11 protein-coding genes and 4 pseudogenes are annotated in these 12643 nt (G+C 46.6%); 7 read left to right on the top strand and 8 right to left on the bottom strand.

Annotated elements, in window-relative coordinates:
• A partial coding sequence (locus PPL9_RS34175; RefSeq protein WP_244273373.1) for a site-specific integrase occupies positions 1 to 754 on the top strand: 754 nt, incomplete at its 5' end.
• A 164-nt stretch (positions 755 to 918) separates the two neighbouring features.
• On the opposite strand, the pseudogene PPL9_RS09570 reads toward PPL9_RS34175, so the two are convergent.
• Both PPL9_RS09570 and PPL9_RS34170 read right to left on the bottom strand, forming a co-directional pair.
• Positions 919 to 1665, bottom strand: a pseudogene (locus PPL9_RS09570) (IS30 family transposase); the annotation flags it as partial.
• A 46-nt stretch (positions 1666 to 1711) separates the two neighbouring features.
• A pseudogene (locus PPL9_RS34170) lies at positions 1712 to 1858 on the bottom strand (transposase); the annotation flags it as partial.
• A 69-nt stretch (positions 1859 to 1927) separates the two neighbouring features.
• Between PPL9_RS34170 and PPL9_RS09560 the strand changes: the two are divergent.
• Positions 1928 to 2277, top strand: a pseudogene (locus PPL9_RS09560) (DDE-type integrase/transposase/recombinase); the annotation flags it as partial.
• Positions 2278 to 2545: 268 nt separating this feature from the next.
• On the opposite strand, the gene PPL9_RS09555 reads toward PPL9_RS09560, so the two are convergent.
• The 6 genes from PPL9_RS09555 to PPL9_RS09530 all read right to left on the bottom strand — a co-directional run bounded on the left by PPL9_RS09555 (position 2546) and on the right by PPL9_RS09530 (position 6217).
• A complete protein-coding gene (locus PPL9_RS09555) occupies positions 2546 to 3010 on the bottom strand; it encodes a carboxymuconolactone decarboxylase family protein (protein WP_208989275.1) in 465 nt (154 codons plus the stop codon).
• Between the two features lie 39 nt (positions 3011 to 3049).
• Positions 3050 to 3286 carry an Lrp/AsnC ligand binding domain-containing protein gene (locus PPL9_RS09550; RefSeq protein ID WP_057462486.1) on the bottom strand — a complete coding sequence of 79 codons (237 nt, stop codon included), beginning with the start codon at positions 3284 to 3286 and terminating at the stop codon, positions 3050 to 3052.
• Between the two features lie 83 nt (positions 3287 to 3369).
• A complete protein-coding gene (locus PPL9_RS09545) occupies positions 3370 to 3969 on the bottom strand; it encodes a short chain dehydrogenase (protein ID WP_057462485.1) in 600 nt (199 codons plus the stop codon).
• Positions 3970 to 4009: 40 nt separating this feature from the next.
• A complete protein-coding gene (locus PPL9_RS09540; RefSeq protein WP_082596704.1) occupies positions 4010 to 4723 on the bottom strand; it encodes a pyridoxamine 5'-phosphate oxidase family protein in 714 nt (237 codons plus the stop codon).
• A 98-nt stretch (positions 4724 to 4821) separates the two neighbouring features.
• On the bottom strand, positions 4822 to 5523 hold the full coding sequence (locus PPL9_RS09535) for a glutathione S-transferase family protein (RefSeq protein ID WP_063306418.1): 702 nt from the start codon (positions 5521 to 5523) through the stop codon (positions 4822 to 4824).
• 37 nt (positions 5524 to 5560) lie between these two features.
• Entirely contained in the window at positions 5561 to 6217 is a 657-nt protein-coding gene (locus PPL9_RS09530; protein ID WP_208989274.1) for a short chain dehydrogenase, read from the bottom strand.
• A gap of 232 nt (positions 6218 to 6449) precedes the next feature.
• Between PPL9_RS09530 and PPL9_RS34770 the strand changes: the two genes are divergently transcribed.
• The 5 genes and pseudogenes from PPL9_RS34770 to PPL9_RS09505 form a co-directional block, all read left to right on the top strand.
• On the top strand, positions 6450 to 9650 hold the full coding sequence (locus PPL9_RS34770; RefSeq protein ID WP_082596703.1) for an AMP-binding protein: 3201 nt from the start codon (positions 6450 to 6452) through the stop codon (positions 9648 to 9650).
• A gap of 12 nt (positions 9651 to 9662) precedes the next feature.
• Positions 9663 to 10151: a thioesterase family protein gene (locus tag PPL9_RS09520; protein WP_057462482.1), complete on the top strand. Its 489-nt coding sequence runs from the start codon at positions 9663 to 9665 to the stop codon at positions 10149 to 10151.
• Positions 10152 to 10191: 40 nt separating this feature from the next.
• Positions 10192 to 11136: a DMT family transporter gene (locus PPL9_RS09515; protein WP_057462481.1), complete on the top strand. Its 945-nt coding sequence runs from the start codon at positions 10192 to 10194 to the stop codon at positions 11134 to 11136.
• 101 nt (positions 11137 to 11237) lie between these two features.
• Positions 11238 to 12098 carry a formate/nitrite transporter family protein gene (locus tag PPL9_RS09510; RefSeq protein WP_057462480.1) on the top strand — a complete coding sequence of 287 codons (861 nt, stop codon included), beginning with the start codon at positions 11238 to 11240 and terminating at the stop codon, positions 12096 to 12098.
• A gap of 65 nt (positions 12099 to 12163) precedes the next feature.
• A pseudogene (locus PPL9_RS09505) lies at positions 12164 to 12643 on the top strand (class I SAM-dependent methyltransferase); the annotation flags it as partial.

Genomic DNA, 12643 nt, shown 5'->3' with positions numbered 1-12643 from the left:
GATCATCTCCAAGGCGTTCAATCTGGCTGAGGTTTGGGGCCTGAGACCTGAACACAGCAATCCGGTGCGGTTGGTGAAGCGTTATAGGGAGAATGAGCGCGACCGGTTCTTATCTGGTGATGAGTTGCAGCGACTTGGTAAGTCGCTGGAGCTTGCTGAGAAAGAGGGGCTCCCGTGGATCATCAAGGCCAAGCCGGAGCACACAAAGCATCTGCGCAACGATATTGAGAAACGGCGTACACCCGTGAACCCGATGGCGCTCTACTGCCTTAAGCTACTGCTCTACACAGGTGCGCGATTGATGGAGATCGCTTCTCTTGAATGGAAGCATGTTGATTTTGATGAAGGGGCCATTGCCTTGCCTTCAAAGAAAGGGGATGGCCGCAAACCTCATCCGGTGAGTGGGAATGTGCTGGATATCCTCGCCGATATACCGCGCTTGGATGGTTCGCCCTTTGTGCTCGCCCGCATCAATGACCCCACACGGCATATTACAAAAGAGCTGGTGGAAAACGCATGGCAGCGGGTGCGCCATCATGCTGACATCCCAGATGTGCGCATTCATGATCTGCGCCATACGGTTGGTACGTTTGCTGCGCAATCAGGTAGCAACGCTTTCCTCATTAGCCATCTTCTGCGCCACCGCAACGTGACCATCACCAACCGCTATGTGAACCATGATGCTCATCCGATACGGGTGCTCTCAGAAACGGTCGGGGAGAGGATTGAGGCGGGGTTGAAAGGAGGGGGGTAAGAACTGACGGCATGAATGTGGAGGTAATTGCTTGAATATTCGCGAACATCGTATGTTGCTTTTGACCAATTGCTGCCGTTCGGCCTTAATCTAAACGCACCCGGCCAGTGCGTGACTTCAACCATAGGTCGATTTTGGTCAGCTGGTTGCTGAGTGAGGTGGATTCAACTGGTCGCGGCAACACACTGTGAAAACTTCTCAGCTGGAGTTTGATATTGCAAGGTCTTGCGTGGTCGTTCGTTGAGTTGTCTTGCGATTGCATCAAGTTCAGGCTGCCTGTGTACAGATAAGTCAGTACCTCGGGGCAAATACTGCCGCAGCAAGCGGTTCGTGTTTTCGTTTGATCCGCGTTGCCACGGTGAATGTGGGTCGCAGAAGTATACAGCAACATCCGTTACTAATGTCAGGCTTAGATGATCTGCCATCTCCTTGCCTCGATCCCAAGTCAATGATTTGTAAAGCTCTTTCGGTAATTTGTGGGTGTGTTTGATCAACCCGGAGATAACACTGCTCGTGTCTTTGTTGGCAACCTTAATCAACATGACATAGCGTGTTTGCCGCTCAACAAGAGTGGCGATATAGCTATTCTTGGATCCTCCGATCAGATCACCTTCCCAATGCCCCGGTATTGCACGGTCTTCGACGCAAGCGGGCCTTTTGCTGATCGAAACGGCATCCTTAATTTGGCCTAGACTATTTCGTTTGAGGCTTGCGTGTCTGGACCGGCGTATCGTGCGTTTAGCACGCAGATGGTCCAGCAGTTCTTTCTTCAATACGCCGCGGGCCTGTATGTAAAGGCTTCGATATATCGTCTCGTGGGACACCTGTTTGTTTACGTCTCCTGGAAAGCTACGTTTGAGCCAGCCAGAAACCTGTTCTGGAGACCACTTGCTGCGCAGCTTCACAGATACTGCGTGGCTCTTCTTCGGTAGACTTCATCGTTGAGATCATTGGCGCATCAAGGCCGCCATATTTGGCGCACCATTTATAGTAACTCACCGCGCTCAAACCGTGTTCCCGGCACAGCTGAGCAACCGGAATGCCGCTGTCGCCCTGCTTCAAGATTGCAATGATCTGCCTGTCGCTGAAACGAGATTTCTTCATAAAATCAGTCCTCAATATGAGGCAACAATATCTCTACTTTTAACTTGATCAAATAACGGGGGGATTACCCCAACATATGGCCTTGCTATATCCGAGTTGAAAGCAGAAGGAAAATGCCCCGCGGACACTGAACATCGCCAAGTGGAGTATCTGAACAATATCATCGAAGCTGATCACGGCAGCTGAAACAGCTCATCAAACCTGTACGCGGGTTCAAAACCATGAAGACCGCCTATGCGACGATCAAAGGCTTTGAAGTAATGCGGGCACTGCGCAAAGGTCAGGCTGGTGCCTTCAACTTCTCGAAGGATGTTCTGGGTGAAGCCCGCCTCGTTGAGCGGGCCTTCGGAATTGGCCCAAGTGCTCTATCTGAAGCTATGACCATGCTCGAAAACCATCTTCAGAGCGATAAAATCTAATAAGATAGCCCTGAAGTCACACAAATTGCGCTCTAAGACACGTTTGCAACAGAGCCGGATGCTTTACACACGTAATCGCGGCAATGCTCAGATCCCGCAAGTTTGCAATTCAGAAGTGATGGCAAATGTTGGCGTTGCATATCTTGAGTAGAATGCCCATCTCATATCCTGCGTTCTAAGGAGACATAGCGCCCGAGTTCAATACGTTGGGCAAACTGACATTTGATTTACGAGACACCGGCAGCGCGATCATGCTCCTATGAGAAATCTACTTAGAAATTAAATTTTTGGGTTTGTCGCCAAAACTTATAGCAAGACGGTTCAAACCATTCATTGCGCATACGATGAATGTCAAATCTACGGCTTCTTTTTCCGTGAAGGTCTCCAATAGAAGGTTCAAATTGCCCTCAGATTCACGTTCCTCAGAGATCCTCGTGACGCTTTCTGCCCAACTGAGGGCAGCGCACTCTCTTTGTGAGAAAAGGTTGCTTTCCTTCCACACCGGTAAGCAATCCAGTTTCTGTTGATGAACATGAGCTTTTCTAGCTTCGTTTGAATGCAAATCTACACAGTATGCGCAGCCATTGATTTGTGAAACACGCAACTCCACCAAGGTTTTCAGGGTTTCCTCAATTGCAGGGACCTGCTTTTTGATGGAGAGGAGTGAACTTACGGCATCTGCGTTTATCTCAAAATAATTTAATCCCAATTCCATTTCTCCGGTGTTGATCATCTCTATATCTGAACTGCCAACTGGCGATAAAACTAACGCTCAGAATGGATCGAATGCAAACATGGTTGAAGTCTTTTCAATACCTTCGATATCGCTCACCATTTTGGAAACAAGGTTTGGTGCTTCGTTGAAATCTTCCAAATATGTTTTTGTCATGATGTCATATTCACCGTTGATCGAATAAATCTCGGAATGTAGTTCTTTGATGGCAATCTCATTTGCGATACTACGCCACGATCCTGGTTTGCATTTTATCTGGACAAATAAACACCGCATCGTTGTAAGGCCTCCAAAAGGACATTTTAGAATTGGGTTTGCAAGTAAGAATGTGAAGCAAGTAGAGATCTCTTTCCTTGATTTTATTCTCCTATAATACGTTGCCCGGAAGCTGATCCCTCAACACTTCTCGCATAAGCTGCGGCGACAATTTTTGAAGAAACTGGTTCGTGTCCCTTGAGCGTTTTTCCATAGCGCTCATAGGAAATGTCCATGAGGCCTGGACTCACGACATTCAGTCTAATGTTGCGAGGCATTTCAATAGCTGCAGCTGTTGCAAAGCCAGAGAGTGCAGCATTTGCTGTCGCGGCGCCAACTCCATTTGGAACAGGATGTTGATCCAATAGCCCGTTTGTTAGGGTGAAGGATCCACCATCTCTGACATAACTCATACCTGCGAGAACAACGTTCACTTGGCCCATGACTTTATCGGAGAGTGCATACATAAATTCAGCTTGAGAAATTTCCTGCAATTTTGCAAATTTAACAGAGCCTGCTGTCACTACGATAGCGTCCACTTCTCCAATCGCATTAAATAGCTTTTCAAGAGATGTCATGTCAGTCATATCAGTCTGATAGTCACCAGAACTGCGGCAAACTCTAATAACTTCGTGTCTCTTGCTGAGCTCTTTACAAACCGTTCGACCAATATCTCCACTTGCACCAATAACAACTATTTTCACCTCATTCCCTCCTTGGTAGTGATCTAGACTTCAACTTGCCTCAGAACTCGCGTTTGAATTTAGATTGGGACAAATAATCAGGCGAATGAATGTTTGGATCAGTAGCGGTATCTGGAATCGGTGTTTCAAGTATTGTGCGAATTGGAATTGTTCCTGTCCAACAGTGGGGGTTTACACCTTCAGGACCATACTCCTTAAGTGCGTTGCTCTGCTGCCTTCTCAAAATATCCATGACAGAGTTGTCGTAGCGATGCTTTACGGATACTTCCTCAATTGGCAAACGCATGAACTTAACCTTTTGGATTTCTTCTTCTTTATGTTCACGCAACTCTGAGCGGCGACCAGGAAATAATGTTTCGACGAATTCAAATGCGACATCCATCTTCTCATTACTGTCTTCAACCAGCTCTGATTTGCCATGGATCGTGACCGAGCGATAATTTACAGAATGGTGAAAAGCTGAGCGTCCTAAAAGCAGCCCGTCCAGGTGACTTACATTGAAGCAAACATCAATTTTTTTGGCCTGTTCAAGCAACATCTTGCTGCCAGCTAGACCATGCCAATAGACGTAATTACCTTTGCGCCAGTAAAGTGTGGGATTTAAGAAGGGCTTGCCGTCGAGTACAAACGCAATCGTACACATATACCCGCTATCCAATATATCATAGACTGCTTGCTCGCTGTAATCTGCGTATTCAGGGGCTCGTTTAATTGTAGACCTTTTGGTTTTTTCAAATACTCTAGTGGACGTCATATTACTTTTTCCAATTTTCTATGGCTCGCATGACTCAGAAAAAACTGCGGTTTTGAGATGAAAATGTGTTGTCCTGGCAAATTGTAATTTGGTGCCGATCAATATCTTAAAGGCGTGCTTTCAGCTGATTTGAATTTCTCAGGCAGGAAAGTGGACAAGTACGCCTGCCGCTTCCCGAGCAATTTGTAATAAACCTGTTTTAGGTCACTGTGAGCTGAGCGTTGAACGTTTGCGTCAGCCATTAACTGGTTGTTGACTCTGCAAATATTGCTATGACGTACTTCGTCAAGAAGACCGGGGGCTATTTCGTCAATATAACTCAAGCGAAGAAGTAATGGCGCTACTGCGGCTTCTACGAGCGAGAATGAATCGCCAAAAAGGTACTTCCCACCGTGCGAGGCAGCTTCCAGTTCATCGAGCTTTTTATGAAGCGTTCCTACAGTTGAACCGTATTCTTCCTCACTCCCCATTACGGAAAGATCATACAGACTCCACATCAGCTGGTTAATGAACTGAATCCACGCACGGTCACGAGATCGTTCAAACAAGTCCGACGGATATGTCTTTTGCTCAGCGTAATCCTCAATAAACTCGATTATTGCTATAGATTCAAACAGCACCTGATTTGTACCAGCGAAAAGAACTGGCACTTTTTTTAGCGGGGAAACTTTTGTGAACCATGTTGGAGGGTTCGACAGGTCGATATATTCGATGTCAAAATCGAGGCCTTTCAACGACAGGGCTATAAATACCTGCTGCACAAAAGGACATAAATTATAGCTTACGAGTTTAAATTTCAAACTTTGCCCCCCCCATGCAGCATTGCTTACAAACACCTTAGTCTACGGTCACCAGTTGTCCGTTAATGCCTCCCTCAACGCACTTAAGATAGGCATTTGCGACCCTTTCCGATGAGACTGGAGTATGACCAGGAAAAACGCTTCCATATCGTTCGACGGAAATGTCCTGGAGCCCCGTGCTAACAACGTTAATCCGAGTGTCACGTGGCATTTCAATCGCCGCACTCTTCACAAATCCGCCGATAGCACCATTGGCAGCAGCTGCACCGCTTGCCATTCGGATCGGGTCTCTATCCAGAATACCGCTTGATAGGGTAAACGACCCGCCGTCATTGAGATAGTTTAGGCCTGCGAGTACGCAGTTGATCTGGCCCATTGCCTTGTGCGTGAGGTTAAATAAAAATTTATCTTCAGGAAATTGCTCGAGAGGGCAGAAATGAACCGCACCAGCAGCCAGAACAACAGCGTCTACTTTTCCGATCTCTTTGTACATGGCATCAATAGAGGATCTCTCTGAGATATCTGCATTTACTTCACCACTGTTACGTCCAACTTTAATCACATCGTGATGGTCCGGTAACGCAGCACATATCGTCGTTCCAACATGTCCTTCTGCACCAATTACAACAATTCGTTGAGCCCGACTTGAGGTGTTCATTTCCGCTAGATTGGTCGTTTTTCGTGCATGGCTCATCAGTCACCCTCGGGGTTTATATCCACATATTACCGTAGAGTTTCTAAATTAGAATATTAGAATTTAAAAATGAAAACATTTCATTTATTTGGTTCTTGAAATTTGATCGTAAAAAAACAAGTATTATATCGATATCGATATCGATAGTATTGAATTGATCTTATCAAATCTAAAATATATATTTTACATAAGAGTAATATTATAAATATTATTATTTAGGAGGCTGATGAAAATGTTGCTTGAAACCGGGCATATTGACGAATTTGTCAACAATAATCTTCCAGTAACTGAACTACAGCCAGAATTTAAAATTGATCTTTACCCATATCAAAAGAAGTTAAACGTAGGAGTTGAACTAGTTGATGCCTTAGTGGAGCGGGGTTTCGGCGAACATCCGGCTTTAATCGGCTCAAATGGTACATTGACGTATCAGCAGCTTAGAGATCTTTCAAATCAGATTGCTAGAGTTCTCAGTGAAGATTTCGGCGTCATGCCTGGGAACCGGGTCATGATTAGGTCGAGAAACTGCCCAATGATGGTGGCGTGTTTTTTGGCAATCTTGAAGGTTGGTGCAGTTGCTTTCAATACCATTGCGCTCATGCGTGCGGGCGAACTGAGCATCTTGATCGATAGGGCTAAGGTAGATTTGGTTCTTTGCCAAAAAGGTTTAGATGAAGAGCTAAGCCTGTTGGATAGAAACACACGCCCTGATCTTAAAATTGCGGAATTTTCGGCAATCATTGACGACAAAGCGACTGTAAATGCTAAGGCAATCTTCAAATCGACTAAGTATGAGGCAGCTAAAACCTCTCAGAACGACATTGCACTGCTAGCTAGTACATCCGGCACGACCGGGAAGCCTAAAATCACCATGCATCGCCATCGCGATATCCTTGCAATTGCTGATGGATTTGCAAGGCAAGTCCTAAAAATTGTGCCAGGCGATGTCTGTATAGGTACACCTCCGTTGGCATTCACTTTCGGTTTGGGCGGTTTGGCGGTGTTCCCGTTACGCTTTGGCGCAGCAGCCGTTTTGTTGGAGCAGACGTCACCATTCAATCTGGCAGAATTTATCGGCCAGTATGATGCAACTGTCTGCTTCTCCGCACCAACAGCATACAAAGTTATGCTTTCTGAAGAAGTTAACTGCAAACTTCTCAAGACTTTACGTTGCGCTGTATCCGCTGGTGAGAACTTACCGCAACCAGTGTTAGAACACTGGCAAGATCGTATAGGCGTTCCAATCATAAATGCGATGGGGTCAACCGAGGCACTACACACATTCATCTCAACCCGCCTGGAAGACTTTCAGTCAGGCTCTGCTGGCCTCTGGCCAATTGAGGGGTACGAGGTTGAAGTATTTGATGATGGTATGAAACCTGTCGGGATTGGGAAGCCGGGCTGGTTGGGTTTCCGTGGACCAACAGGTTGTCGCTATATGGATGATGACCGACAGGCCGAATATGTCAAAGATGGTTGGAACATTACCGGCGACTTCTTCCGCAAAGATCGGGATGGAAAACTACACTTCGTTTCTAGAGCAGACGATATGATTATTTCGTCTGGCTACAATATAGCTGCTGCTGAAGTTGAAGAAGCACTGCTTTCACATCCATCCGTTCGAGAATGTGCAGTTGTAGGTATACCAGATCCAGATAGAGGAAGTATCGTCCGCGCGCATGTCGTACTGGCCGATAAGAATAGCAAAGCACCGAGCTTAGTTGAGGCGTTACAAGAGCATGTGAAGAACACTATATCACCATACAAATATCCAAGATCGATTATCTTTGTTGACAGTTTGCCCAAAACCGAAACGGGCAAATTAAAACGGCACATGTTGCGCAAGGCGGAAAATACAAACGACGACAGCGCTGAGGACAAGGATTCTCTGATAAGTGAAATAGCTAATGACCCGACGATAGGGGCTGGAAATTTTCTTTTTCGCGTCCACGAGTTAGCAGTAGATAATGAACGTACAGCAGTCACTCACATTGATATTGAGGGACAAGCTTGGGCATTTTCCTTAAATGACCTGGTAGCGAAAGCAAACCATATAGCATCTTGCTACTGGCATTTGGGTATACGGGCGAAATCCATTGTCGCATTATATTTAGATGATAGCATTTCCTATTATCTTCACTACCTCGCTTTAACGAAGATCGGAGCTATCCCTGCATTTTTAAATGGCGGAGTTTTGCCGGAAATTGCGAGTAAGTATCTATCAAAGATCAAGCCTGAGTTGCTTGTTTCTGAAGGGGAAAGGCTGGGTGAGATCCTCACCTACAACGCCAATTTCGAATGTCCAACAACAGATATCATTGAGGTGGAAAAACAACCTTTCTCGCTTCCCTGTGAAACCTATGATCACTTGGATGATGATACTGTTCTCATTAGTCATACTTCCGGTACGACGGGTCTTCCCAAGGCGGTTTCTTTTAGTCAAAAGTCGATAATTTACGGGGTCAAGAAGCAGCTTGGTAAGAAGCTCGGCAATGCTATGTTATCGGCTGCACCGATCTCACATGCGGCTGCCATCACAATGCTGATGAGCAACATAATGCGTATGAACCATCTGATTGTCACTTCAGATAAATCTCCTGAAGGGATAGCGGCGGCAATTGAGACTTTTGAGCCGTCAATAATGTTCGCATTCCCTAGTGTTTATGTTGATTTGTGTCGGATTGACATTGATCCAGACCGCCTCGCCTCCATCAATATATGGATGAGTACTGCGGATGCATGTCATGAGCCTCATGTCAGAAAAATGCTTCAATACGGTCATCGTTATGAGGATGGAAAACGCGTAAATGGTGCTCTGTTTATTGATAACTTGGGCTCTTCGGAATTCGCTTTTGGGATCTTTCGAAACATCCACACGCTTAAGACCAACAACTACAACCGCTGTGTGGGTAAACCATTTTCCTGGATCGAAGTCGCGCTCTTTGATGAACAGGACAAAAAAATCACCGATTATGACGTAGTCGGCAGGCTTGGAGTTAAATCACCGAGTGTGACTTCAGGGTATTGGGAGAATCAAGAGGCGACTGCAGACGCCATTCTTGACGGCTACTGGCTTACTGGAGACCTAATCTACAAAGGCGAGAATGACCTTTACTACCACGTTGATAGAACAAGCGATTCGATGCTGCTGGGCGGCAAAACCTACTATAGCTGCCAGCTCGAAGAGGCCTTTTTGAAAAATATTCCTGAGATCTTCGATTGTACAGTGGTCCAAGGCGAACTTGAAGGAACTTTAAAGGTTGAAGCAGAAATCAAAGAAGGCCTGCCTTTCGCAGATATCGCGCAGAGAATATTCGTATATTCCAACCAGAATAACCTTCCGGATATCACTGAAATCAAACAGGTTTCTCCCGGGTCTAACGAAGGGGTCACAGGGAAAAAACTAAAGCGCGTCATCCGCGAAACAGCTTGATTGGATTGCATAATGCTTAAAGACATTGAAGTGTCATCAAATGCGAAGCTGTTTTCTGTTTCTAAAAATGTAGAGTTTTGCGAAACGGACATGGCAGGCATCGCGCATTTTTCAAATATCTTTCGATATGTAGAATATGCGGAGACGAGGTTTTTCCAGCAAGGCGGAATGAGTATCTGTGATCCGGCCAAAGATCAAAAATGGCCGATCCTCTCAGTGAACTGCGATTTTCTGCGACCAATGACCTTTGGCGATGAGATACTCATCGCCATAAATGTTGGCCGGATTGGCACAAAGTCACTGGTGCTCAATTTTTTCATCTGTAAAAAACTGAGCGATGGCCGCGAAGAAGATGTTTCCAGAGGCCAGCTGACAGTCATTCACGCCAAAGCGTCGGGCGAACACGGCAAAATTGCAACTGCCGAAATTCCACCTGATTTCAAAAGCTACCTCCGTGAATATCTTGCAGCGGTAGATTGTGATGAAATAACAGCTGGTTAACCTCTTATTCAATCACGGAAAGCGAACTGGAAACGAATATATGCCTCCACGCCAAAGACCGAACCCGGCGGTAATTGCTAATCAGGTTTTACCGCTACTGTTCGTCATTCTTTACAGTTCGGGGTATGTGGCATCGAAAATCGGCATCGCATATACAGATCCGTTTACGTTTCAAACCCTGCGATTAGCCGCTCCAGTTCCGCTTTTCTTAAGCATCATTTTTTTAATCAAGGCTGAGTGGCACAATAAACCGATAGAAGTATTCCATGTCTGCGTGACTGGAATTCTCATACACGGATTTTGCTTCACAGGTATGTTGATCGCATATGAATGGGGGATGGATGTAGGCACAGTCGGCCTGATTATGGCACTGCATCCAGCACTCGCCTCTGTGGGGGCAATCGCTTTTCTGGGCGAAAGATTCAGCTTCAAACTGATATTTGGCTTGTTGCTCGGGACAATAGGTGTCCTGCTCGTCGTTAATCAAAAAGCCAATTTAGATAATAACACCTATAGCGGGGTGTTGCTTACAGTCCTGTGTCTTTTCAGCATGGTCGCAGGTGTGCTCTACCAAAAGCGATTTATAGCGCACATGAACCTGATGACAGGGTCACTGATCCAGCATTTAAGTGCGCTCATCCCCGTGTTTGGACTAATGCTTGCCTTCGAGCCAATGGTCATCAACTGGTCCGTCCCTCTGCTTGGATCATTACTTTGGCTGGGCATTGTCATATCTCTGGGAAGCTGGGTTCTCTTTTACATTCTCATACGCAGCGGCGATGTTTCACGGTCACAGAGCTATTTTTTCTTAGGTCCACCCACAACTGTACTGCTGGCATGGATATTCTTCGATGAAGGTTTCGGGTCTTATTTCATGTTCAATCTCAGCCTAATCGTGGTGGGCATACTGATTGTCACCAGACATAAAGCACCAAAGGTGGTTGAATCTCAAACCCCGGAAGAAAGCATGGCACGAAGCGGATGAAGTCCGCTCAACGTCCGTGTCACCCAAACATCTGGCAGGCGGAAGAGTGCTGATGGCACCATGTTTGGGAGCAGTTGGTTTATAGAACATGGAGATTTGGAATGTCTTATAACGAACCGCGCATCTTTGTCGAAAAGATCATTGACGTGGGTGAGGAAAAAATCTTCATAAACCCGAGAATTCTGATGATCCGGGCCTTCATGGCTGGCGCAATTCTGGCAATTGCTGCGGTCTTTGCAATCACCGTCGGCGTGCAAACCGGCTTCCCCATCGTGGGGGCTGTCCTGTTTCCCGTTGGTTTTTGCATGCTGTATCTTATGGGGTTCGACCTTGTTACGGGCATATTCGTTCTTGCTCCGTTGGCCTGGATTGACAGGCGGCCCCACGTCACTCTTAGCGGGGTGGCAAAGGCGATCACGATCACTTTCATCGGCAACTTTTTAGGTGCCCTGCTGGTCGCTTTTCTAACTTCCGTAATTTTCACCTACGGTTTCTCAGCGCCGGTCAATCATGTTGGTGAGGTCATCGCGAGCATCGGTAAGAACCGCACGATAGGCTACAAAGAACACGGCATGGGTGGCATGATGACCATCTTCATCCGCGGTGTGCTGTGCAACTGGATGGTATCCCTTGGTGTGGTTGGCGCAATGGTGTCCACCTCGGTTAGCGGAAAAGTCATCGCAATGTGGATGCCGATCATGCTGTTCTTTGCAATGACCTTCGAGCATTCGGTGGTCAACATGTACCTGTTTCCAACGGCGCTGATACTGGGTGGAGACTTTTCCATTCTCGATTATCTGATCTGGAACGAGATCCCGGTTGTGATCGGCAATCTGGTCGGAGGTCTCGCCCTCACCGGCCTGCCGCTGTTCGCGGCTCACATGCGTTCCGCTGACATAAAGGAAACGTACTCTCGCTCACCCTCGGTGAATACATCAGCTTATGAACGCGACATGCTCTAGGCATATGCCAGTTAAAAACCACATCATAGATCCGGCGCAATTCCAGCGGTTTTCAGGAGAAATTTATGACAGATATTGATCAAGAGACAGCAGATACTCAACGTCGCCCAACAGGCATGACCGGCATGGCTGGCGGCGGCTTTTATGATGCCAACTCCGCCCCACAGTGGGAGCAAATCGCAGCCGTCCTGCCCTGGTTAGAAGACACTCTCTCAAGTCTGCCCTTAGAAAAAAGCTCAGGACCAGTTACCTTTGCAGACTTCGGGTGTTCTGAGGGGCGCAATTCTATTTCTGTCATGCGTCACCTCATCGGCAAGACAATGCAGCAGACAGACCGCCCGTTTCTGACGATCCATTCTGATTTGCCGACAAATGATTATTCTAAGTTATTTCTTGGTTTAAGGCCTGACGGACAATCGACATTCGGCTCACAGCAGGTCTCATCAGCAGCCGTTGGCGGATCGATGTATGATCAGTTACTGCCACCAGACAGCGTCCATGTCGCCACCACCTTCAACTCAATCGGCTACTTGTCCGAGCGTCCG

This window comes from Pseudovibrio sp. POLY-S9 (genome assembly GCF_001431305.1).
Taxonomy (GTDB): Bacteria; Pseudomonadota; Alphaproteobacteria; order Rhizobiales; family Stappiaceae; genus Pseudovibrio.
This window is presented reverse-complemented; position numbering and strand designations above follow the sequence as displayed.

Bases quoted from the DNA above. Each gene is read 5' to 3' on its own strand.
- PPL9_RS34770 (WP_082596703.1), top strand. From the start codon at position 6,450: ATGTTGCTTGAAACCGGGCATATTGACGAATTTGTCAACAATAATCTT.
- PPL9_RS09550 (WP_057462486.1), bottom strand. From the start codon at position 3,286: ATGCGGTGTTTATTTGTCCAGATAAAATGCAAACCAGGATCGTGGCGT.
- PPL9_RS09530 (WP_208989274.1), bottom strand. From the start codon at position 6,217: ATGAGCCATGCACGAAAAACGACCAATCTAGCGGAAATGAACACCTCA.
- PPL9_RS09515 (WP_057462481.1), top strand. From the start codon at position 10,192: ATGCCTCCACGCCAAAGACCGAACCCGGCGGTAATTGCTAATCAGGTT.
- PPL9_RS09555 (WP_208989275.1), bottom strand. From the start codon at position 3,010: ATGATCAACACCGGAGAAATGGAATTGGGATTAAATTATTTTGAGATA.
- PPL9_RS09510 (WP_057462480.1), top strand. From the start codon at position 11,238: ATGTCTTATAACGAACCGCGCATCTTTGTCGAAAAGATCATTGACGTG.
- PPL9_RS09540 (WP_082596704.1), bottom strand. From the start codon at position 4,723: ATGACGTCCACTAGAGTATTTGAAAAAACCAAAAGGTCTACAATTAAA.
- PPL9_RS09520 (WP_057462482.1), top strand. From the start codon at position 9,663: ATGCTTAAAGACATTGAAGTGTCATCAAATGCGAAGCTGTTTTCTGTT.